At 46.2% G+C, this 21,079-nt stretch carries 24 protein-coding genes; all 24 read left to right on the forward strand.

Features of this window, described 5'->3' with window-relative positions; genetic code table 11:
• The first annotated feature begins 5 nt into the window (after positions 1-5).
• The 24 genes from fliG to cheW are packed head-to-tail and all read left to right on the forward strand — an operon-like array spanning position 6 to position 21,078.
• Positions 6-1,022 carry a flagellar motor switch protein FliG gene (gene fliG, locus NYE28_RS08460; RefSeq protein ID WP_003154256.1) on the forward strand — a complete coding sequence of 339 codons (1,017 nt, stop codon included), beginning with the start codon at positions 6-8 and terminating at the stop codon, positions 1,020-1,022.
• Entirely contained in the window at positions 1,015-1,770 is a 756-nt protein-coding gene (gene fliH / locus NYE28_RS08465; RefSeq protein ID WP_015239852.1) for a flagellar assembly protein FliH, read from the forward strand. Before fliG ends, fliH begins: the two co-directional genes overlap by 8 nt.
• Positions 1,767-3,083 carry a flagellar protein export ATPase FliI gene (gene fliI / locus NYE28_RS08470; protein ID WP_015239853.1) on the forward strand — a complete coding sequence of 439 codons (1,317 nt, stop codon included), beginning with the start codon at positions 1,767-1,769 and terminating at the stop codon, positions 3,081-3,083. Before fliH ends, fliI begins: the two co-directional genes overlap by 4 nt.
• Before the next feature lie 5 nt (positions 3,084-3,088).
• Complete coding sequence (gene fliJ, locus NYE28_RS08475) at positions 3,089-3,532, forward strand: flagellar export protein FliJ (RefSeq protein WP_003154253.1); 444 nt, start codon at positions 3,089-3,091, stop codon at positions 3,530-3,532.
• An 11-nt stretch (positions 3,533-3,543) separates the two neighbouring features.
• A complete protein-coding gene (locus tag NYE28_RS08480; protein WP_007409780.1) occupies positions 3,544-4,158 on the forward strand; it encodes a MotE family protein in 615 nt (204 codons plus the stop codon).
• 6 nt (positions 4,159-4,164) lie between these two features.
• Positions 4,165-5,508, forward strand: a complete 1,344-nt coding sequence (locus NYE28_RS08485; RefSeq protein WP_076424139.1) for a flagellar hook-length control protein FliK — start codon at positions 4,165-4,167, stop codon at positions 5,506-5,508.
• Entirely contained in the window at positions 5,509-5,949 is a 441-nt protein-coding gene (gene flgD / locus NYE28_RS08490; protein WP_007409782.1) for a flagellar hook assembly protein FlgD, read from the forward strand. It abuts the gene before it with no gap.
• Between the two features lie 24 nt (positions 5,950-5,973).
• Positions 5,974-6,750 carry a flagellar basal body rod protein FlgG gene (gene flgG / locus NYE28_RS08495; RefSeq protein WP_007409783.1) on the forward strand — a complete coding sequence of 259 codons (777 nt, stop codon included), beginning with the start codon at positions 5,974-5,976 and terminating at the stop codon, positions 6,748-6,750.
• A gap of 39 nt (positions 6,751-6,789) precedes the next feature.
• Entirely contained in the window at positions 6,790-7,005 is a 216-nt protein-coding gene (locus tag NYE28_RS08500; protein ID WP_003154243.1) for a flagellar FlbD family protein, read from the forward strand.
• Positions 7,002-7,421 carry a flagellar basal body-associated protein FliL gene (gene fliL, locus NYE28_RS08505; RefSeq protein ID WP_003154241.1) on the forward strand — a complete coding sequence of 140 codons (420 nt, stop codon included), beginning with the start codon at positions 7,002-7,004 and terminating at the stop codon, positions 7,419-7,421. Before NYE28_RS08500 ends, fliL begins: the two co-directional genes overlap by 4 nt.
• 33 nt (positions 7,422-7,454) lie before the next feature.
• A complete protein-coding gene (gene fliM / locus NYE28_RS08510) occupies positions 7,455-8,453 on the forward strand; it encodes a flagellar motor switch protein FliM (RefSeq protein ID WP_003154240.1) in 999 nt (332 codons plus the stop codon).
• Positions 8,443-9,579 carry a flagellar motor switch phosphatase FliY gene (fliY, locus tag NYE28_RS08515; RefSeq protein ID WP_076424141.1) on the forward strand — a complete coding sequence of 379 codons (1,137 nt, stop codon included), beginning with the start codon at positions 8,443-8,445 and terminating at the stop codon, positions 9,577-9,579. The genes fliM and fliY overlap by 11 nt, the downstream gene beginning before the upstream one ends.
• Before the next feature lie 26 nt (positions 9,580-9,605).
• Positions 9,606-9,968, forward strand: coding sequence for a chemotaxis protein CheY (gene cheY, locus NYE28_RS08520; RefSeq protein WP_003154238.1), 363 nt, complete (start codon positions 9,606-9,608; stop codon positions 9,966-9,968).
• Between the two features lie 14 nt (positions 9,969-9,982).
• Positions 9,983-10,636 (forward strand): flagella biosynthesis regulatory protein FliZ, encoded by a 654-nt coding sequence (gene fliZ / locus NYE28_RS08525; RefSeq protein WP_003154237.1) that lies wholly within the window; start codon positions 9,983-9,985, stop codon positions 10,634-10,636.
• Positions 10,629-11,294: a flagellar type III secretion system pore protein FliP gene (gene fliP / locus NYE28_RS08530; RefSeq protein WP_094031706.1), complete on the forward strand. Its 666-nt coding sequence runs from the start codon at positions 10,629-10,631 to the stop codon at positions 11,292-11,294. Before fliZ ends, fliP begins: the two co-directional genes overlap by 8 nt.
• A gap of 14 nt (positions 11,295-11,308) precedes the next feature.
• The gene (gene fliQ / locus NYE28_RS08535; protein WP_003154234.1) at positions 11,309-11,578 is read left to right on the forward strand and encodes a flagellar biosynthesis protein FliQ; all 270 of its coding nucleotides are present in this window, start codon (positions 11,309-11,311) and stop codon (positions 11,576-11,578) included.
• A gap of 6 nt (positions 11,579-11,584) precedes the next feature.
• Positions 11,585-12,364, forward strand: coding sequence for a flagellar biosynthetic protein FliR (fliR, locus tag NYE28_RS08540; protein ID WP_003154233.1), 780 nt, complete (start codon positions 11,585-11,587; stop codon positions 12,362-12,364).
• Positions 12,364-13,443, forward strand: a complete 1,080-nt coding sequence (gene flhB, locus NYE28_RS08545) for a flagellar biosynthesis protein FlhB (RefSeq protein ID WP_007409787.1) — start codon at positions 12,364-12,366, stop codon at positions 13,441-13,443. The genes fliR and flhB overlap by 1 nt, the downstream gene beginning before the upstream one ends.
• Positions 13,444-13,476: 33 nt before the next feature.
• Entirely contained in the window at positions 13,477-15,510 is a 2,034-nt protein-coding gene (flhA, locus tag NYE28_RS08550; protein WP_007409788.1) for a flagellar biosynthesis protein FlhA, read from the forward strand.
• A complete protein-coding gene (gene flhF / locus NYE28_RS08555; protein WP_015417475.1) occupies positions 15,510-16,601 on the forward strand; it encodes a flagellar biosynthesis protein FlhF in 1,092 nt (363 codons plus the stop codon). Before flhA ends, flhF begins: the two co-directional genes overlap by 1 nt.
• Positions 16,598-17,491, forward strand: a complete 894-nt coding sequence (locus tag NYE28_RS08560; RefSeq protein WP_076424145.1) for a MinD/ParA family protein — start codon at positions 16,598-16,600, stop codon at positions 17,489-17,491. Before flhF ends, NYE28_RS08560 begins: the two co-directional genes overlap by 4 nt.
• Positions 17,488-18,555 carry a chemotaxis response regulator protein-glutamate methylesterase gene (locus NYE28_RS08565; protein ID WP_015239861.1) on the forward strand — a complete coding sequence of 356 codons (1,068 nt, stop codon included), beginning with the start codon at positions 17,488-17,490 and terminating at the stop codon, positions 18,553-18,555. The genes NYE28_RS08560 and NYE28_RS08565 overlap by 4 nt, the downstream gene beginning before the upstream one ends.
• 5 nt (positions 18,556-18,560) lie before the next feature.
• Positions 18,561-20,582, forward strand: coding sequence for a chemotaxis protein CheA (cheA, locus tag NYE28_RS08570; protein ID WP_099566743.1), 2,022 nt, complete (start codon positions 18,561-18,563; stop codon positions 20,580-20,582).
• Positions 20,583-20,604: 22 nt separating this feature from the next.
• Positions 20,605-21,078, forward strand: coding sequence for a chemotaxis protein CheW (gene cheW / locus NYE28_RS08575; RefSeq protein ID WP_003154225.1), 474 nt, complete (start codon positions 20,605-20,607; stop codon positions 21,076-21,078).
• The last annotated feature ends 1 nt before the right edge of the window (position 21,079 follow it).

Genomic DNA, 21,079 nt, shown 5'->3' on the forward strand with positions numbered 1-21,079 from the left:
GGAAAATGGCGAAACGTGATCAGAACAAGCTTACAGGAAAACAAAAAGCAGCCATCCTCATGATTTCCTTAGGCCTTGATGTATCAGCTTCTGTGTACAAGCATTTGTCTGAAGAAGAAATTGAAAGATTGACACTCGAGATTTCGGGAGTCAGAAGCGTCGATCATCAAAGAAAAGATGAAATCATTGAAGAATTTCATAATATCGCAATCGCTCAGGACTATATTTCACAAGGCGGTTTAAATTACGCCCGCCAAGTGCTTGAAAAAGCGCTCGGAGAAGACAAAGCGGTAAGCATTTTAAACAGGCTCACCTCTTCTTTGCAGGTAAAGCCGTTTGATTTCGCGAGAAAAGCGGAGCCCGAACAGATTTTAAATTTCATTCAGCAGGAACATCCGCAAACGATGGCGCTGATTTTATCCTACCTTGACCCGGTGCAGGCCGGACAGATTTTGTCTGAGCTGAACCCGGACGTTCAGGCTGAGGTGGCAAGAAGGATTGCGGTTATGGACAGAACGTCTCCTGAAATCATAAATGAAGTGGAGCGGGTCCTTGAACAAAAGCTGTCCTCCTCCTTTACGCAGGATTATACGCAGACCGGCGGCATAGAAGCCGTTGTTGAAGTGTTAAACGGCGTAGACAGAGGAACGGAAAAAACGATCCTTGATTCATTGGAAATCCAAGATCCTGAATTGGCGGATGAAATCAAAAAACGGATGTTTGTCTTTGAAGATATTGTCACCCTTGATAACCGTGCGATTCAGCGCGTGATCAGAGACGTTGAAAACGACGACCTCCTGCTTTCATTGAAGGTTGCGAGCGAGGAAGTCAAAGAGATCGTCTTCAGCAATATGTCACAGCGTATGGTTGAAACGTTTAAAGAGGAAATGGAAATTATGGGGCCTGTGCGTTTGCGTGATGTGGAAGAGGCGCAATCAAGAATCGTGGGCGTCGTCCGCAAGCTGGAAGAAGCCGGAGAAATTGTAATCGCGCGAGGCGGAGGAGACGATATTATTGTCTAATATCATTAAACAGCAATCATCATTTTCTCCTGAACAAAAACGGCGCAAGCTTTCCTTGCAGGAAGTCAGGAAAACACATTCCCATCCAGACCGGGAGGAACCCGAAAATCCAGAGGCTCTCATGGCTTTTGCCAAAGCAGAAGCCGACAGGGTGTCTGAAGAAGCGAAAAATCAATTAGAGCACACTCTTCTGCAGATTGAAGAAGAGAAAAACCGCTGGGCGGAAGAAAAACAAAGATTGATAGAAGAAGCAAAGGCAGAAGGATATGAAGAAGGCATGGCATTGGGAAAAGCCGAGGCTCAAGCTGAATACGCCAATCTCATCAGCCGGGCCAATGCCGTTATGGAAATGGCGAGACAGTCAGTCGAGGAAAAACTGGAAAGCGCTGAGGAAGAGATTATTGAGCTTTCCGTTGCGCTCGCTAAAAAAGTATGGCGGCAAAAAAGTGATGATAAAGAGGCTTTCCTTCTGCTGGTCAAACAGGTAGTAGCCGAAGTAAAAGATTATGATGACATCTCCATCTATGTGGACCCTGAATATTATGAGACGGTTCATCAGCATATGGACGAAATTCAGCAGCTGTTATACAAAGAATGCAGATTAAGCTTATATGCCGATGAAAAAGCCGCAAAGGGAACGTGCTCGATAGAAACTCCGTTCGGACGGGTTGATGCAGGCATAGACACCCAGCTGATGCAATTAAAGCAAAAACTTTTAACGGCGCTTGAGGCGGGAGCGGAGCAATGAAGACACAGTATTTAATAGACTCAATTGAAACAGCGGATCCGTACAAACGCTACGGCAAGGTTAAACGGGTCATCGGGCTGATGATTGAATCAAAAGGGCCCGAAAGCTCAATCGGAGATGTTTGTCTCATTTATCCGAAAGGCCATGCGAGAAAAGCGATTAAAGCTGAGGTTGTAGGCTTCCAAGATGAAAACATTCTGTTAATGCCTTATCTGGAAGCGGCCAGCATCGCGCCGGGCAGCATTGTGGAGGCCACTGGCGAGTCGCTCCGCATCAAAGTAGGCGCGGGTTTAATCGGACAAGTTGTCGACGCGTTCGGCGAGCCTCTTGACGGCCGGGCGCTTCCGAAAGGTTTGTCCCCCGTTTCGACGGAACAGCCGCCGCCAAACCCGATGAAACGCCCGCCGATACGGGAAAAGATGGGTGTCGGCGTCAGATCGATTGACAGTCTGCTGACGGTAGGAAAAGGGCAGAGAATCGGGATTTTTGCCGGAAGCGGAGTCGGAAAAAGCACCCTGATGGGAATGATCGCGAAGCAGACTGAAGCTGATTTAAACATTATCGCACTCGTCGGTGAACGGGGGCGCGAGGTGCGTGAATTCATCGAGAAGGATTTAGGTGAAGAAGGCCTGAAACGCTCGATAGTCGTAGTCGCGACCTCTGATCAGCCTGCCTTAATGCGTTTGAAAGCGGCGTATACGGCCACCGCCATTGCAGAGTACTTCCGCGATAAGGGCCGGAATGTGATGTTCATGATGGACTCTGTCACGAGGGTCGCGATGGCTCAGCGGGAAATCGGCCTGGCAGCGGGAGAACCGCCGACAACAAAAGGATATACACCTTCTGTGTTCGCTATTTTGCCCCGTTTGCTGGAAAGAACGGGCGCGAATGAACAAGGAACGATAACCGCTTTTTATACGGTTCTCGTAGACGGAGATGACATGAACGAACCGATTGCCGATACGGTGCGCGGAATATTAGACGGGCATATCGTTCTCGATCGGGCGCTTGCCAACAAAGGGCAGTTCCCGGCCGTGAACATCCTGAAAAGCATCAGCAGGGTCATGTCTAATATTTCAGACACATCGCATATAGAGGCGGCCAACAAATTCCGCGATCTTCTGTCAACTTATCAAAACTCTGAAGATCTCATTAATATCGGAGCTTACAAAAGAGGATCATCAAGAGAAATTGATGAAGCGATTCAGTTTTATCCGCAGCTTATTCAATTTTTAAAACAAGGAACGGAAGAACCTGCTCAATTGGAAGACAGCATTGCGGCATTGACGAGTCTGACAGGAAAAGAGGAATAAACATCGTGGCATACCAATTCAGATTTCAAAAGCTGCTGGAATTAAAAGAAAATGAAAAAGACCAAACATTGACTGAATACAGACAATCGGTTTCTGAATTTGAGACAGTGGCTGAAAAACTATATGAAAATATGAGCAAAAAAGAATTGCTCGAAAAAGACAAAGAATCAAAGCTGAAATGCGGGATGAGCGTTCAGGAAATGAGACATTATCAGCAATTCGTTTCCAATCTTGAGAACACCATCTATCATTATCAAAAGCTTGTCATCATGAAACGAAATGAAATGAATGAGAAGCAGGAACAGCTCACCGAAAAAAACATTGAAGTAAAGAAATTTGAAAAAATGCGGGAAAAACAATTTAATATGTTCGCACTTGAAGACAAAGCTGCAGAGATGAGGGAAATGGACGACATTTCAATCAAGCAGTTTATGATTCAGGGGCATTAGGAGCGAATGAAATGGCCGATAAAGAAAAGAGATCTGGAAAGTTCGGTTCAATCCTGCTTTTTATCATGATCCCGCTGATTTTTCTGATCATCGTCGCAAGCATCATTCTTTGGGCTGCCGGCGTTGATGTAATGAAGCCGATTCAGGAAACAGCCGCTAAAACGCCTGTTTTAAAAGAATTGGTTCCCGAAACGAAAGAAATGAAAAGCGCGGCGGAAAAGCAGAAGGAAGACAGAACGGCTTCTCTTGAAAAGACCATAAAGGAACAAAAAAGTGAAATTAACATTTTGAATAAAGATTTAGACACAAGTAAGTCCGAAATCGATAATCTGAATCAGAAAATCCGTTCACTGAAACAGGAAGCTGAACAGCAGCAGAAAACGAAGACGGATGAAACGAAAAAAGACGCTGCGGATTCAGCCGGAAAAGATAAAATGATCAACATCTATAAAAGTATGGACAGCGGTAAAGCGGCAAGCATTATCGTAAAGCTGAAAGAAAAAGAAGCCCTCGATATTTTAAACGGATTAAGTAAAAAGCAGCTTGCTGAAATCTTGACGAAAATGACTCCTGAACAAGCGGCTAAATATACAGAAAAACTATCCGCTGACGGAAATAAGGAGTGATGTAAGTTGAAGCTGCTTGAATTAACGGGTAATCGTACGCAGACTGTGCAAAACAGCAATGTGAAGATGAATGTAAACAGCTTAGGTCTATTTCAGAACTGGCTTCTGTCGGAAATCACTTCTCCCCGGCAGCCCGGAGATGAAACAAAAACAAGTGACGCTGAGCTGAATGATGCCCTATCGAAAATCGGTGATTGGCTGAAAGCCGGCCCGGAAGATAAAGAATTGCAGCTAAAACAGCTGCTTGAGGCGGTAAAAGCACTTGAAGGAAAGCAGACGGCTGCAACAGCTCTTCCTTTATTGAAACAGCTTGCCGAATCTGTTGAAGACATGTTAGCGGGCAAACAGCATGGGGCGAAGCCTGAAACGGATGAGCCGGATTCTTCCGCAAAAGACGGGGATTCCGTCAAGGATGCGCTTGAGAAGGGCCTGCTTTTCATTCAAGAAGCCGTATCCCAGCTCTTCACATCTCAGCAGGAACTGCCGGACAGCGCGCAGGCAAAGGCGGTTTACCAGGAAGGCGCCCATTTATTAGAGGCATTGAAAAAACAAGGTGTCCCAGACCGCGTGATTCAAGACCTGCGGCAGACATTTTTTCCGAAAAACGAATCTGCATCTAAACTTTACTCCATGACAGCCGCTGAGCTGAAGAGCTTTCAAAGCGTCGCGGAGCAGCTTGCGGGCCTTTCTCAAAAGGGAACAAAGGAATGGGATATGGCTGAAACTGAGCTGAAAGCTTTTGTGTTATCTCAATCATCTGAATCATCCCAAGAGTCAGCCGGGAAAACAGAACAGCAAAACGGCGGCACGGTTTCTCACGCAAAGGCGCCCGATAGCAAATTGTCTGCACATATACTGTTTTCGGGAACGAGAAGCCTTGCCGGCATTCAGCAAGCGTCCGCAGGAGCTGAACAGCAGCAGGCAGAAAATAAACCGTTAACGGATCAGGTCATCAGCGGCTGGAAACAGATGAAATACACGCCTTTCGGGAAAACAACCGGAAGCTTTACGATTCGTCTTAATCCCGAGAACCTCGGATTTGTCACAATTAAGGTGACAAATGAAAACGGGATGTTTCAAAGCAAAATAATCGCATCCAGCCAGTCCGCGAAAGAGCTGCTGGAACAGCATCTTCCTCAGCTGAAACAGTCGCTTCCGAATATGTCGGTCCAGGTCGACCGTTTTACAGTCCCGCTTCAAAGCGGGGATCAGCAGCCTGTTTACGGGCAGACGGCCGATCACAATAAACAGCAGCATCAGGGACAGAGAGAGCAGAAGAACCAGCAGCAGTCAGGCGATTTCGGAGATATGCTGGAGGAGCTTTCTCTCAATGAAATGGAGGAAGAATAGTTGACATCAGTAAACTCGGATTATGCCGCGGCGGGCGCTTCAACCACTTCAAGCGCGAAGAGCACCTCCGCAGTAAACAGCAGCACGAATTTAGGGAAAGACGAATTTCTGAAGATCTTAATGACACAGGTTCAAAACCAGGACCCGCTCAATCCGGTTGATGACAAAGAATTCATCAGCCAGATGGCGACATTTTCTTCATTGGAGCAAATGATGAATATGAATACGACGATGACTAAATTTGTAGAAAATCAAGATCCGTTTACGATGTATGTGAACTGGATCGGCAAAAATGTCACATTCAGCGACAGCGACGGGAAGGATCAGACAAGCCCAGTCAATTCAGTCAAGCATTCAAACGGCAATTACGTGCTCGTGCTTGAAAATGGCAAAGAGGTCAGTCCGTGGAATGTCACGGCCGTCAGCGAAACATCTAAATAATAAGAAACTCAGGGGGAATTTAACATGTTACGTTCATTATATTCCGGTATCAGCGGCATGAAAAACTTTCAGACAAAACTAGATGTAATCGGCAATAACATCGCCAACGTCAACACAGTGGGATTTAAGAAAAGCCGCGTTACATTTAAAGATATGATCAGCCAGACAGTCGCCGGCGGTTCAAACGTGACCAATTCAAAACAAATCGGCTTGGGTGCCGCGACTTCTTCCATTGATGTTGTTCATTCAACCGGCGCCCCGCAGGCTACACAGAATAAAACCGACCTAGCCATTGACGGAGACGGCTACTTTCAGATTAATACAGGTGCGGGAATTGTTTACACACGTGCGGGGAATTTCGGTAAGGACAATCAAGGGAACCTTGTTACGACTGACGGGTACTACCTTGAAAAAATCGGCGGCGGTAAAATCAATATTCCGACTGATGCGAAAGATTACAGCATCGGTGCAGACGGAACCGTTACATACACTGATGCAGGGGATGAGGTTCATGATGCCGGACAAATCGGTCTGGTCACGTTCCCTAACAGCGCCGGTCTGGAAAAAATCGGAGGAAACCTTTACAGAGAATCATTAAGTTCAGGAGCTGCAAGCGCAGTCACCACTCCTGGCGAAAACGGAACGGGTAAGCTTTTGGCAGGCTATCTTGAAATGTCAAACGTAGATCTGACAGATGAATTTACCGAAATGATCGTTGCTCAGCGCGGTTTCCAATCAAACTCAAAAATCATTACGACTTCAGATGAAATCCTTCAGGAGCTGGTTAATCTGAAACGGTAAGGAGGGAGGAGAGGCGGTTAGGCCGCTTCTCCGGATTGCATGATTCAAGTCACCCGTTTAAACGGCCAGCCTTTTACGCTGAACGCGCTGTTTATCGAACAGATTGAGTGCTTCCCCGACACGACGATTACACTGTCCAACGGCAAAAAGTTCGTAGTGAAAGAACCGGAAGAAGCAGTTCTCAAAAAAGTCATATCGTTTTACCATAGCATACAAATATTTTCACTGGATCAGGGAATAGAGGAAGAAGAATGAAGAAAAAATTAGTCATCATTTTGCTGATTATTTTAATTGTCATCGCCGGCCTCGGAACGGCAGCATATTTTGTCGTCAGCGGACATTCCGGCAAAGATAAAAAGCCGACAATTGACGAAGTCGTTGCAGCCACTGTGTCTGTCGACGATATCACGACAAACTTAAAGTCTGACAGCATCATCCGTATCGGCATCAAGCTTGAAACCGACTCGGCTAAAGCGAAGGAAGAACTTGAAAAACGCGATTTTCAGGTGAAAGACAACATCATTTCCATTTTAGCCGACACAAGCGCCGGAGAGATTGAGGGAGATAAAGGAAGAGAAGCGTTTAAACAATCATTAAAAGAGAAAGTAAACAGCTATCTCCAAGAAGGAAAAGTTCAGAAAGTGTACATTACCTCCTTTAATCTGCAATAAAAACAAATTTGACAGAATACGGAGGTGAAGAAAATGTCAGGAGAAGTTCTCTCCCAAAATGAAATAGACGCACTGCTTTCCGCCATTTCCACGGGTGAGGCGGATGCGGAAGAGCTGAAAAAGGAAGTTAAAGAGAAAAAAGTAAAGGTATATGATTTTAAACGGGCTCTCAGATTCTCGAAAGATCAGATACGCAGTTTAACCCGGATACATGATAACTTTGCGAGGCTTCTCACAACACACTTTTCCGCCAAGCTCAGAACGTATATTCATATATCCGTCAGCTCAGTTGACCAGGTGCCGTATGAAGAATTTATCCGTTCCATACCGAACATGACGATTTTAAATTTATTCGATGTTCATCCGATGGAAGGCAGAATCATGATGGAGGTTAATCCCACCATCGCATACGCAATGCTTGACCGCGTCATGGGAGGCATCGGCATCACTCATAACAAAGCTGACAGCCTTACGGAAATTGAAACGAATATTATTTCTAACTTATTTGAAAATGCACTGGGCAACTACAAAGAAGCGTGGCAATCAATTGCTGATATTGACCCTGAAATGACTGAATTTGAAGTGAATCCTCAGTTTGTACAGATGGTTTCCCCAAATGAAACAGTCGTTGTCATTTCTCTCAATACACAGATAGGTGAAATCAGCGGTGTCATTAATCTTTGTATTCCCCATGTCGTACTTGAGCCGATTATCCCTAAGCTTTCCGTACATTATTGGATGCAATCAGACCGGAATGAAGCGAAGCCCGAAGAAACGAAGTTGCTTGAAAAGCGCATCATGACGGCTCAAATTCCCGTTGTGGCTCTCTTGGGCGCTTCTGAACTGACAATAGAAGAATTTTTAAGTTTGGAAGTCGGGGACTGTATAACTCTGGACAAATCAGTGACTGATCCTCTTACTGTATTGGTCGGAAACAAACCGAAGTTTTTAGGGCAGGCCGGCCGGGTGAATCGAAGACAGGCAGTGCAAATTTTAGATCACGACATAAGAGGTGAACAAGATGAACAATAGATTATCTCAAGATGAAATCGATGCTCTTCTTAACGGCACAAGCAGTCAGTCAGAGGATACAGAACAGCCTCAAGGGGCGAACTTGTCTGAACTTGAGCGCGATGCGATCGGAGAAATCGGGAATATTTCGTTCGGCAGCTCGGCTACGGCGCTGTCCACTCTTTTAAATCAAAAAGTGGATATTACGACGCCGAGTGTGACCGTCATTTCAAAAAGCAAAATCAGTGATGAATTTCCTCATCCGTATGTTGCCATTGAAGTGAACTACACAGAAGGCTTTGACGGCAGCAATTTGCTCGTCGTCGAACAAAGCGACGCGGCCATCATCGCGGATTTGATGATCGGCGGGGACGGCCGGGGCGCCGATCCGTCACTCGGTGAAATCCACCTGAGCGCCGTGCAGGAAGCAATGAATCAAATGATGGGCTCGGCTGCTACGTCAATGTCGACCGTGTTCAGTAAAAAGATTGACATTTCTCCGCCAAGGGTTGAACTTCTGGATGTGACGGAAGAAAAAGGGACTGACAGAATACCTGAGGATGACCTGCTCGTAAAAGTGTCATTCCGTCTGAAAGTCGGCGAATTAATCGATTCGAGCATCATGCAGCTTTATCCGATTACGTTTGCGAAAGATCTGATCGCAGACCTGATGACTGCAGACCAGCATGAGTCAGAGGCCGCAGAAACCGTATCAGAACCACAGGAAACATACGAAACGCCGCAGCCGGAAACTGCCATGCAGCCGGAGCCGCAGGCAAAACCCGAGCTTCCGAAGAGACAGGGAACCGCAAAAAAAGCTGCTCCTGTTCAAGTCGCTCCGGTAGAATTCCAGGCGTTTGATCATAACGAAGCGGCGCAAGGATCAAGGAATAACCTTGATATGCTGATGGATATTCCGCTTTCCGTTACGGTTGAGCTCGGCAGAACGAAGAGAAGCGTCAAAGAAATCCTTGAACTTTCTGCGGGAAGCATTATTGAGCTTGACAAGCTGGCTGGTGAACCTGTTGACATCCTGGTCAACCAGCGGATCGTGGCAAAGGGCGAGGTCGTTGTCATAGAAGAAAACTTCGGCGTGAGAGTCACTGATATTTTAAGTCAGGCAGACCGCCTTAACAATTTAAAATAAGCGAACATAGAGGAGAGAAACAGATTATGGCACACAGAATTTTAATTGTAGACGATGCAGCATTTATGAGAATGATGATCAAGGATATTTTAGTGAAGAACGGTTTTGACGTTGTAGCTGAAGCTTCAGACGGAGCGCAGGCAGTCGAAAAATTCAAAGAGCATTCCCCCGACCTTGTGACAATGGATATTACAATGCCTGAAATGGACGGGATTACAGCTTTAAAGGAAATTAAACAAATCGATCCGCAGGCGAAAATCATCATGTGTTCGGCTATGGGCCAGCAGTCAATGGTTATTGACGCGATTCAAGCCGGCGCAAAAGACTTTATCGTGAAACCGTTCCAAGCGGACCGCGTGCTTGAAGCTATTAATAAAACATTAAGCTAAAGGGTGTACGACTGTTGAAAAAGAGTCATGGTTTACTAGCTTTGATTTGTTGTTTCGTTTTACTCAATGTACATCCGTTCCCTGCTTTTGCGGCGGAGTCTGACAATTCCACCGTCAACGAATGGTTTGACAAACAATCAACAAACAAAACAGAGAAAAAAAGCGATACATCGAAACAAACGGCTGATCAAGAGATAGGGGATGCTTCTGCATCTTCTGTCTCCGCTTTTGATTTTGTAAAGATGATTGGGGCGTTATTATTCGTCATTCTGCTGATCTATGGATTTGTCAAACTGATGAATAGAAGAAACCGTCTGCTGAAGCCGTTTCAATATGTAGAAAATATCGGCGGAACATCAGTCGGCCAAAACCGTTCCGTGCAGCTGATTAAAGTGGGAAACAGCGTTCTCGTAGTCGGTGTGGGCGAAACGATACAGCTTTTAAAAGAAATTGAAGATGAAAAAGAGCGCGAGGCGATTCTGAGCCAATACGAAGAGTCGATGTCTTCAAAAGTGGAATGGACCAAGCTCGTAAATCCGCGTAAGGATGGAGAAAAAAAGCCGCAAACGATGCTTCCGTCGTTTTCAAAAGCGCTGAAAGAACAGCTGAACGAGCTGAAACAAAGCCGTTCTGAAGGAAAGAAGAAAGGCCCTTATCACCATGAATGAATTCATTAATCTTTTTAATTCAAACAGTCCGACCGAAGTCAGCTCCACTGTTAAATTACTGCTGCTTTTGACTGTCTTTTCAGTAGCGCCGGGGATTCTGATTTTGATGACCTGCTTTACGAGAATCGTCATCGTCCTGTCTTTTGTAAGAACCTCACTGGCGACGCAGAACATGCCTCCCAACCAGGTTTTAATCGGCCTTGCGCTGTTTTTGACGTTTTTTATTATGGCGCCGACTTTTTCAGAGGTTAATAAGGAAGCCTTAACGCCGCTGATGGACAATAAAATCAGTCTCGATGAAGCATATACAAAAGCCGAGAAGCCGATTAAAGAGTATATGAGCAAGCATACAAGGCAGAAGGATCTGGCGCTGTTTATGAACTATGCCAAAATGAAAAAACCTGAATCGATTCAGGATATTCCTTTGACGACGATGGTGCCCGCTTATGCGATATCAGAACTCAAAACCGCTTTTCAAATGGGCTTTATGATTTTTATTCCGTTTTTAATTATCGATATGGTCGTGGCGAGCGTCTTAATGTCAATGGGAATGATGATGCTACCGCCGGTTATGATCTCTCTGCCCTTTAAAATATTGCTTTTCGTTTTGGTCGATGGATGGTATTTAATCGTGAAATCTTTGCTTGACAGCTTTTAGGGTAGGTGCTAATTGTGAGTTCAGAATTTGTAATTTCCATGGCGGAAAAAGCCGTATATGTAACACTAATGATCAGCGGGCCGCTGCTTGCGATCGCGCTGATTGTCGGTTTGCTCGTCAGTATCTTTCAAGCGACAACTCAAATCCAGGAACAGACGCTTGCGTTCATTCCGAAAATCGTGGCGGTGATGCTTGGACTGATCTTTTTCGGTCCTTGGATGCTGTCGACGATTCTTTCGTTCACAACTGATCTGTTCTCTCATCTGAACCGATTTGCAGGGTAGAATCAAATGAATTCCATCATTGATTTATTTCCCGCTTTTTTATTGGTCTTTATCAGAATCTCTGCTTTTTTTGTAACGGTGCCGGTGTTCGGGCATCGGAATCTGCCGGCGGTTCACCGAATCGGCTTTGCTTTTTTTCTTTCGGTGATCTGCTTCAGCACGCTGAAACATGCGCCGGAAATAGAAATAGGGGAACAGTATATGCTGCTTGTCATAAAAGAGGCCGTTGTGGGCTTGAGCCTCGGGCTGATCGCTTTCATGATGATGACAGCCATTCAGATAGCAGGTTCCTTTATTGATTTTCAGATGGGCTTTTCCATCGCCAATGTCATTGATCCGCAATCAGGAACGCAAAGCCCGCTGATCGGACAATTCGTTTATACGCTGGCGCTGTTATTTATGCTCAGCGTAAACGCCCATTATCTTTTATTGGACGGGATTTATTACAGCTTTCAGTATATCCCGCTTGATCAGGCATTTCCGTCGTTTGGAAATGATCACTTTGGACTTTTTATCGCAAAAAGCTTCAATGCCATGTTTATTATCGCTTTTCAAATGTCTGCGCCGGTTGTGGCCAGTCTGTTTTTAGTTGATTTGGCGCTCGGTATCGTGGCGAGAACGGTGCCGCAGCTGAATGTTTTCGTTGTCGGGCTTCCTCTGAAAATAGCTGTGAGCTTTATTATGCTGATCGTTTGTATGGCGGTGATGTTTGTCGTTGTCCGCAACATCTTCAGCCTTACCGTTGAAACCATGCGGAATCTATTGGCATTGGTCGGTGTGACATGATGAGGCTCAGACTGAATCTGCAATTCTTTGCCGGTGAAAAAACGGAGAAAGCCACGCCGAAAAAACGGAAGGATACAAGAAAGAAAGGACAGGTCGCGAAAAGTACGGATGTGAATACAGCCGTTTCTTTACTGATTATCTTTCTTTCGCTGATCGCGCTCGGTCCTTATATGCGGGACAGGCTGCTGTCCTTTATTAAAACGTTTTATACGAAATCGATATCATTACATCTGTCTGCATCTGCCGTGCATGAACTGTTCGTGGATACGGTGAAAGATATCAGCCTCATCCTCGCGCCGATTATGCTGGTCGCGCTTGTGGCAGGTGTCGTGAGCAATTACATGCAGGTGGGTTTTCTGTTTTCTGCGGAAGTCCTCAAGCCTGACTTGAATAAGCTCAGCCCGCTGAAAGGATTTAAGCGGATTTACAGCATGAGGGCGATTGTTGAACTGGTCAAATCCATTTTGAAGATTACTGTGGTCGGTTTTGCCGCCTTTATGGTGCTCTGGCTGCATTATGGCGATATTCTCCGCCTTCCGCTTTTGACTCCTGCGGAAGTGCTCACTTTCGTTTCCAAGCTCACTCTTTGGATGGGGCTTGCGGGATCAGGGGCTTTAATGCTGCTGGCCGGGCTTGATTACTTATATCAGCGTTTTGATTATGAGAAAAATATCAGAATGTCAAAACAGGATATAAAAGATGAATACAAAAAATCGGAGGGTGATCCGATAATCAAGTCCAAAATTAAGCAGAAGCAGCGGGAAATGGCGATGAGGCGGATGATGCAGGAAGTGCCGAAAGCGGATGTCATCATTACCAACCCGACCCATTATGCGATAGCTTTAAAATATGATGAAAAGAAAATGGACGCCCCTTACATTGTTGCCAAAGGGGTCGACCATCTCGCATTAAAAATCAGACAGATCGCCAAAGAACACGATGTCATGACGATTGAAAACAGGCCGCTCGCACGTGCGTTATATGATCAGGTTGACATTGACCAGGCCGTGCCGGAAGAGTTTTTCAAAGTCATTGCGGAAATTTTGGCTTATGTATATAAAACGAAACAAAAAGTATAGTGAATTTCAGATTCAAAAGGAGAGAAAAACAGCATGTCAACAAGAGATTTATCGGTTTTAATAAGTGTTGTCCTCATTGTGGCAATGCTGGTGATTCCATTCCCTCCATGGTTGTTAAGTATTTTGATCATCATTAATATCTCTCTTGCGTTGATCGTGCTTCTCACCACAATGAATATGCAAGAACCGCTGCAATTCTCGATATTCCCGTCATTGCTGCTGTTATTGACGCTGTTTCGGCTTTCGCTCAATGTGTCGACGACACGTTCGATTCTTTCTCACGGAGAAGGGGGAAAGGTTGTTGAGACATTCGGGAATTTCGTTGTCGGCGGAAATGTGCTGGTAGGGCTTGTTGTCTTCATTATCTTGATTATTATTCAGTTTATCGTCATTACAAAAGGCGCCGAGCGGGTATCGGAAGTGGCGGCGAGATTTACGCTCGATGCGATGCCCGGAAAGCAAATGAGTATTGACGCGGATTTAAATGCCGGCATGATTACGGAGCAGGATGCAAAGCACAGACGTGAAAAAGTCGCCCGGGAAGCGGATTTTTACGGCGCTATGGACGGTGCGAGCAAATTCGTCAAAGGGGATGCCATCGCGGGGATCATCATCGTGATGATCAATATTATTTTCGGAATCGTAATCGGCATGCTGCAGCAGGGGATGAGCATACAAGAAGCTGCGTCTCACTTTACAATGCTGACGGTCGGTGACGGTATCGTTTCTCAAATGCCGGCCTTGCTCATTTCAACAGCTACGGGGATTGTCGTGACGAGAGCGGCATCTGAAGGAAACCTCGGTCATGATATTACAGGCCAGTTGTTTGCTTATCCGAAGCTCTTGTATGTAGCCGCGGGAACTGTACTTTTGCTCGGTCTTCTTACACCGATCGGCATTCTGCTGACGGGGCCGATCGCCGGTCTGCTTGCATTCGGCGCTTACATGCTGTCCAAAGCGGATAAGCCGAGCGAAGAAGAGGAAGAAATTCTTGAAGAAGAGGCTCAGGCGGATGAACTGAAAAGCCCGGAAAGCGTTGTGCAGCTTTTACATATTGATCCGATTGAATTTGAGTTCGGATACGGACTCGTGCCGCTTGCAGACGCGGGGCAGGGCGGTGATCTTCTTGACCGCATCGTCATGATCAGACGTCAGCTTGCGCTTGAATTGGGACTTGTCATTCCGGTTGTGCGCATCAGAGATAACATCGCGCTCCAGCCGAATGAATACAGATTGAAAATTAAAGGCAATGAAGTCGCTAAAGGAGAGCTCCTGCTGGATCATTACTTAGCGATGTCACCGACGCCTGAAGATGACGTCATTGAAGGAATTGAAACGATAGAGCCGTCGTTCGGACTTCCCGCAAAATGGATCAGCGAAGCTGCAAAAGATGAAGCGGACATGCTGGGATATACAGTTGTTGATCCGGCGTCAGTCGTATCTACGCATATTACAGAAAAAATTAAGCAGCATGCCCATGAACTGGTCGGCAGACAGGAAACAAAGCAGCTGATCGATCATCTGAAGGAAAATTATCCTGTGCTTGTTGAGGAAGTCACGCCAAATCCTCTTTCTGTCGGCGATATTCAAAAGGTGCTTGCCAAATTGCTGAGAGAAAAAGTTTCAATCAGAAACTTGGTGACCATTTTTGAAACTCTTGCCGATTACGGAAGATTAACGACAGATTCAGACCTTTTGACAGAATACGCGAGACAGTCGCTTGCCAAACAAATCACGGCACAATATGCGAGAGAGCATGAAACGCTGAAGGTCATCACATGCTCAGGCCGGGTGGAAAAAGCGATTGCAGACGGGGTACAGCAGACTGAACAGGGCAATTACCTGTCACTCGACCCTGAGGTTTCAGACAGCATCATCCGTTCTGTCGCTAAAGAGGCCGAGCAGCTTTCCATCCGCCAGGAGTCGGCGATTCTTCTTTGCTCGCCTGCTGTCAGAATGTATGTAAAACAGCTGTTAGAACGGTATTTCCCTGATCTTCCGGTTCTTTCTTATAATGAGCTGGAAGCAAATGTTGAAGTACAAAGCATTGGAGTGGTGGATATTTAATGAAAATAAAAAAATTTACAGCCGCTTCAATGCAGGATGCCGCGAAGCAAATCAAAAAGGAACTCGGCAATGATGCCGTTATTTTACATTCCAAACAAGTAAAGAAACGAAAATGGCTGGGGCTGCGGTCGCAGCAGGCAGTCGAAGTGATAGCGGTTTTAGATCGTGACGTCAGGGAAGCGAGAAAAACGCCGCCGGCTGCCGCTGAAGAAATGAAAAAGACGAAAACGGCGGAGAAAGCTGAGCCTGTTCAGCCGCCGCGTCTTCCGGATCAAAGTATTTCCGGCGAACTGGCGCATTTTAAAGAAGTGCTCCCTGAACCATTAAAAAAAGCCGAGAGACTATTGAAGCAAGCCGGGCTTCCTGATCATACGCAAAACGCCGTACTCAGTGAACTGCTCCGTTCTTCAATTGTTTCCGGAGATTTAACTGAAGATAATGTCAGCTCCAAACTGCAGGATTTGTTAGTGAAAAAACTCCCTTCGGCAGACAGGTGGCAGGAAGGGATTCAATCAAAATACGTCGTGCTTTTCGGTTCAACCGGGGCCGGCAAAACGACTACACTTGCGAAACTCGCGGCCTCATCAATGCTGACAGAGCATAAAAAAATTGCCTTTATGACGACGGATACTTACCGGATTGCCGCGGTCGAGCAGCTGAAGACATATGCGGAGCTGCTTCAGGCTCCTCTTGAAGTATGCTATTCAAAGGAAGAATGTCTGAAGGCGCTGGAAAAATTCGCTGAATATGACCATGTTTTCATTGATACAGCCGGTAGAAACTTTAAAGAAGAGCAGTATATTACGGAATTACAAGAGATGATTCCGTTTGAATCAGGCTTACAATCCTTTCTCGTATTATCGGCATCTGCAAAATATGAAGATATGAAACAGGTGCTGAAACAGTTTTCAGGTGTGCCGGTCAATCAATTCATTTTCACGAAAACGGATGAAACCGCCTCACTCGGCTCCGTGTTTCAAGTGCTGTCGGAATCAAGAATCGGCGCCGCCTATTTGACAAATGGACAGGATGTGCCTGAAGACATCCTATCGGCTTCACCAAAAGAGTTTGTAAGGATGCTTTTGACATGAAACCCGATCAGGCAGAGTCATTAAGAAGGAAAATGAGAGAGCGGCAAATGATCAAGCCGGAGCTTTATGAGAAAAAAGCGAAGACATTAGCCGTCATCAGCGGTAAAGGCGGCGTCGGAAAATCTAATTTAACATTAAACATGGCAGTTGCCCTGCAGGAAAAAGGAAAAAAAGCACTCATCATTGATCTTGACATCGGAATGGGCAACATTGATGTGCTGATCGGCGCTGTTTCTTCCCGCACCATTATTGATGTGATGGAGAATCGGCACGCATTGGCGCAATCACTGTCCTCCGGTCCGAAAGGCCTTCGCTACATATCCGGAGGAACGGGGCTTGAGGCGATCTATCAAGCAGACGGAGAGAAGTGGGCGGCTTTTATGAATGGTCTTTCCGCTGTATTAAGCGATTTTGATTACGTTCTGTTTGATATGGGAGCGGGACTTTCAAAAGAACAGCTGCCGTTTATTTTATCGGCGGAAGACATTCTCGCCGTGACAACGCCTGAGCCGACGGCCATTATGGATGCCTACAGCGCGATCAAACATCTCTTGCTCGCGGATGAACGGCTGACCGTAAACATTGCCGTCAATCGCGCCCGTGCCCAAAAACAGGCGCTGGACACGTACAACCGCCTTTCTCATGCAATTCACACGTTTTTAGGCGCGGAGGTGCGTTTCGCCGGCTCCATACCCGATGACCCGCTAGTAAGTCAAGCCGTCATTGACCAGGTGCCTTTTTTAATAAAAAGTCCTCAAGCAAAAGCCAGCAGGTCCGTCCGTCTTCTGACGGATGTCTTGTTTCAAACGGAAGAAAACAAACCAAGAGAAGAGAAACCGGCATTTATTGAGAGATTATCTTCTTTTTTATTGAGGAGGACTTTACAGTGATTCGTGTGCTTGTCGTTGATGACTCAGCTTTTATGAGAAAGATGATTACCGATTTTCTGGCTGCGGAAGTGCAGATAGAAGTCATCGGGACAGCCAGAAACGGGGAAGAGGCGCTGAAGAAAATAGAGCTTCTCAAGCCTGATGTTGTCACGCTTGATATTGAAATGCCGGTCATGAACGGAACGGACACATTGCGGAAGATCATCAGCATATATAAACTTCCCGTAATCATGGTATCGAGCCAGACACAGCAAGGGAAGGACCAAACGATCAACTGTCTGGAAATGGGCGCTTTTGATTTTATCACCAAGCCTTCCGGAGCGATTTCACTTGATCTTTATAAAATTAAAGAGCAGCTGATTGAGAGGGTGATTGCAGCCGGGCTGTCCTGCGCACAAAAACCTGAGGCGGCAGTGAAAGAGTCTTCTATCCCGGAACGTCCGGCTTTGGCGGGATTTGAAAGACCGAAAGCAAAATCCGCCAAGCAGGCCGTATTCATCGCGACCTCTACAGGCGGACCGCGGGCTCTGCAAAAGGTGATTCCGAAACTGCCGAAGGATTTAAAGGCGCCTGTATTTGTCGTTCAGCACATGCCTGAAGGCTTCACCGCTTCACTTGCAGACAGACTCAACCATTTGTCAGATATTCAGGTCAAAGAAGCGGAAAACGGTGAAGAAGCGAAAGACGGATGGGTGTACATCGCGCCCGGCGGAAAAAATATGACGGTTGCAGAGGAAGGCGGAAGGCTCCGCATCATTCTTGACGTTCATGATACCGAAAGCCGGCATAAACCGTCAGCCGATTATTTGTTTCGGTCGGCAAGCCGCTTATCCGATTACGAAAAGGTAGCCGTCATTATGACCGGCATGGGCAGCGACGGAACCGAGGGCGTAAAAGAAATGCTCAGAACAGGCGGCGTTAAAACGATTGCGGAATCGGACGAATCCTGTGTTGTGTTCGGAATGCCGAAGTCAGCGATAAAGGCGGGCCTCATTCATGAGATTAAACATGTGGAAGATATCGCGGCATCCATCACCGGATGTGTGAAAAAAGAGAGGGTGTGAATCAATTGGATATGAATCAATATTTAGATGTCTTTATTGATGAAAGTAAAGAGCACTTACAGACATGTAACGAAAAGCTGCTGCTGTTGGAAAAAGATCCGGCAGATCTTCAGCTTGTGCATGACATCTTCAGAGCTGCCCATACGCTGAAAGGCATGAGCGCAACGATGGGATATACAGATCTGGCGCATTTAACCCACCTGATGGAAAATGTGCTGGACGCTATCCGCAATGGAGAAATGCCCGTTACATCAGATTGGCTGGACGTGCTGTTTGAAGCGCTTGATCATCTTGAAGAGATGGTGCAGTCCATTATTGACGGAGGAGACGGCAAACGTGATATTTCTGAAGTGAGTGCGAAGCTCGACGTAAATGCGGTGGTGCATGAAACTGCGGCTTCAGCCGAAACAGCAGAACCGCCGGTTTCAAAACAACAGGCTTCAACTGAATGGAATTATGATGAGTTCGAACGGACTGTTATTGAAGAGGCGGAAGAGCAAGGATTCAGCCGCTATGAAATAACGGTTTCCCTGAATGAAAGCTGCATGCTCAAAGCCGTGCGCGTGTACATGATATTTGAAAAGCTGAATGAAGCCGGGGAAGTCGCAAAAACGATACCCGCCGCGGAAGTGCTTGAGACGGAAGATTTCGGAACGGATTTTCAGGTGTGTTTCTTAACAAAGCAGCCTGCTGAAGAAATTAAAGAACTCATCAGCGGCATTTCAGAAGTGGAGAATGTCGAAATTTCTGCCGGTGCGCCGTTAAAAACGGCCGAAAAACCGCAAGCGGCTGAACCGGTGAAGGAAGCTCCGGTTAAAAAGGCTGAGAAACAGCCTAAGCCGCAAGCGAAAACGGAAGAACAGCCGAAGCATCACAGCGGCTCGAAAACGATTCGCGTCAACATTGAAAGACTGGATTCTTCAATGAACCTTTTTGAAGAACTTGTCATTGACCGCGGACGTCTTGAGCAGATCGCCAAAGAGCTTGACCACAATGAGCTGACTGAAACCGTTGAACGCCTGACCAGAATCTCGGGCGACCTTCAGTCTATTATTCTTAATATGCGGATGGTGCCGGTAGAAACCGTCTTTAACCGTTTCCCGAGAATGATCCGCCAGCTTCAAAAAGAATTAAACAAGAAAATCGAATTGTCCATCATCGGAGCTGAAACGGAGCTGGACCGCACGGTGATTGATGAAATCGGCGATCCGCTTGTTCATTTAATCAGAAACAGCATCGATCACGGCATTGAATCGCCTGAAGTACGGGTGAATAAAGGAAAACCGGAATCAGGTCATGTTGTGCTTAAGGCATATCACAGCGGCAACCACGTCTTTATTGAGGTTGAAGATGACGGGGCCGGCCTGAACAGAAAGAAAATTCTTGAAAAAGCGCTCGAGCGGAGTGTAATCACCGAACGTGATGCTGAAACGCTTGAAGATAATGAGATTTACGAGCTTATTTTTGCTCCGGGTTTCTCGACTGCCGATCAAATTTCTGACATTTCAGGGCGGGGCGTCGGCCTGGATGTCGTAAAAAATAAACTCGAATCACTCGGCGGCTCTGTCAGTGTCAAATCCGCGGAAGGTCAAGGTTCTCTTTTCAGTATCCAGCTTCCGCTGACACTTTCAATTATATCCGTTCTTCTCATTAAACTGGAAGAAGAGACGTTTGCGATACCGATTTCTTCTATTATAGAGACGGCTGTTATTGATAAGAAAGATATCCTGCAGACGCATGACAGAGAAGTGATTGATTTCAGAGGCCAAATCGTTCCGATCGTCTATCTGAAAAAAGAATTCGGCATTACGGATTCAAAACAGGATGCCGATCAGTTCCATGTAATCGTCGTGAAAAAGGGCGATAAATCCACTGCTTTTGTCGTGGACTCTTTTATCGGACAGCAGGAAGTCGTACTGAAATCACTCGGCGACTATTTAACAAGCGTCTTTGCGATTTCCGGCGCTACGATTCTCGGAAACGGAGAAGTGGCGCTGATTATTGATTGCAATGCGCTGATCTACTAAAACGACACGAGGAGGTGCCCGAATGACTGCTGAAATCAAAACAGGTGAAAAAATGATTGTGTTTATGATAAACGGGAAAGAATACGCTATCTCAGTTTCCCAGGTGAAATCAATTGAAAAGTGGCAAAAACCGACGAGGGTCCCGGGTGTGGAATCTTATATCCGCGGCGTTATCAATCTGCGCGGAGTGATTACCCCGGTTCTTGATTTAAGAAAACGTCTGAATCAGCCTGAACAGGACATCACAGAAGAGACTCGGATTATCATCATTTCTTATCGTGACGCCGATGTCGGATGGGTCGTGGATGAGGCCAATGACGTCATCACCGTGCATGAAAATGAAATCGAATCCGCGCCTGAAAGCCAGACAAAGGAAACGGATGTGTGGATTAAACAGATCGTCAAGCAAGATAACAGGCTCCTCAATATTATCGATGCGCATGCGGTGCTGGATAAAGGTGCTTCGGCATCTGCGTCCGGAGAGCCTAATGCTTAAA

The sequence above is a fragment of the Bacillus sp. FSL R5-0443 genome (assembly GCF_038608285.1).
In the GTDB taxonomy this organism is placed as follows: domain Bacteria; phylum Bacillota; class Bacilli; order Bacillales; family Bacillaceae; genus Bacillus; species Bacillus velezensis.

Excerpts from the sequence above, each read along its gene's own strand:
- flhA (WP_007409788.1), top strand. The coding sequence starts at position 13,477 with ATGTCAACAAGAGATTTATCGGTTTTAATAAGTGTTGTCCTCATTGTG.
- cheW (WP_003154225.1), top strand. The coding sequence starts at position 20,605 with ATGACTGCTGAAATCAAAACAGGTGAAAAAATGATTGTGTTTATGATA.
- fliI (WP_015239853.1), top strand. The coding sequence starts at position 1,767 with ATGAAGACACAGTATTTAATAGACTCAATTGAAACAGCGGATCCGTAC.
- NYE28_RS08500 (WP_003154243.1), top strand. The coding sequence starts at position 6,790 with ATGATTCAAGTCACCCGTTTAAACGGCCAGCCTTTTACGCTGAACGCG.
- fliR (WP_003154233.1), top strand. The coding sequence starts at position 11,585 with ATGAATTCCATCATTGATTTATTTCCCGCTTTTTTATTGGTCTTTATC.
- cheY (WP_003154238.1), top strand. The coding sequence starts at position 9,606 with ATGGCACACAGAATTTTAATTGTAGACGATGCAGCATTTATGAGAATG.
- fliY (WP_076424141.1), top strand. The coding sequence starts at position 8,443 with ATGAACAATAGATTATCTCAAGATGAAATCGATGCTCTTCTTAACGGC.
- NYE28_RS08560 (WP_076424145.1), top strand. The coding sequence starts at position 16,598 with ATGAAACCCGATCAGGCAGAGTCATTAAGAAGGAAAATGAGAGAGCGG.
- fliL (WP_003154241.1), top strand. The coding sequence starts at position 7,002 with ATGAAGAAAAAATTAGTCATCATTTTGCTGATTATTTTAATTGTCATC.
- flgG (WP_007409783.1), top strand. The coding sequence starts at position 5,974 with ATGTTACGTTCATTATATTCCGGTATCAGCGGCATGAAAAACTTTCAG.
- flhF (WP_015417475.1), top strand. The coding sequence starts at position 15,510 with ATGAAAATAAAAAAATTTACAGCCGCTTCAATGCAGGATGCCGCGAAG.
- fliM (WP_003154240.1), top strand. The coding sequence starts at position 7,455 with ATGTCAGGAGAAGTTCTCTCCCAAAATGAAATAGACGCACTGCTTTCC.
- fliP (WP_094031706.1), top strand. The coding sequence starts at position 10,629 with ATGAATGAATTCATTAATCTTTTTAATTCAAACAGTCCGACCGAAGTC.
- fliG (WP_003154256.1), top strand. The coding sequence starts at position 6 with ATGGCGAAACGTGATCAGAACAAGCTTACAGGAAAACAAAAAGCAGCC.
- flhB (WP_007409787.1), top strand. The coding sequence starts at position 12,364 with ATGAGGCTCAGACTGAATCTGCAATTCTTTGCCGGTGAAAAAACGGAG.
- NYE28_RS08480 (WP_007409780.1), top strand. The coding sequence starts at position 3,544 with ATGGCCGATAAAGAAAAGAGATCTGGAAAGTTCGGTTCAATCCTGCTT.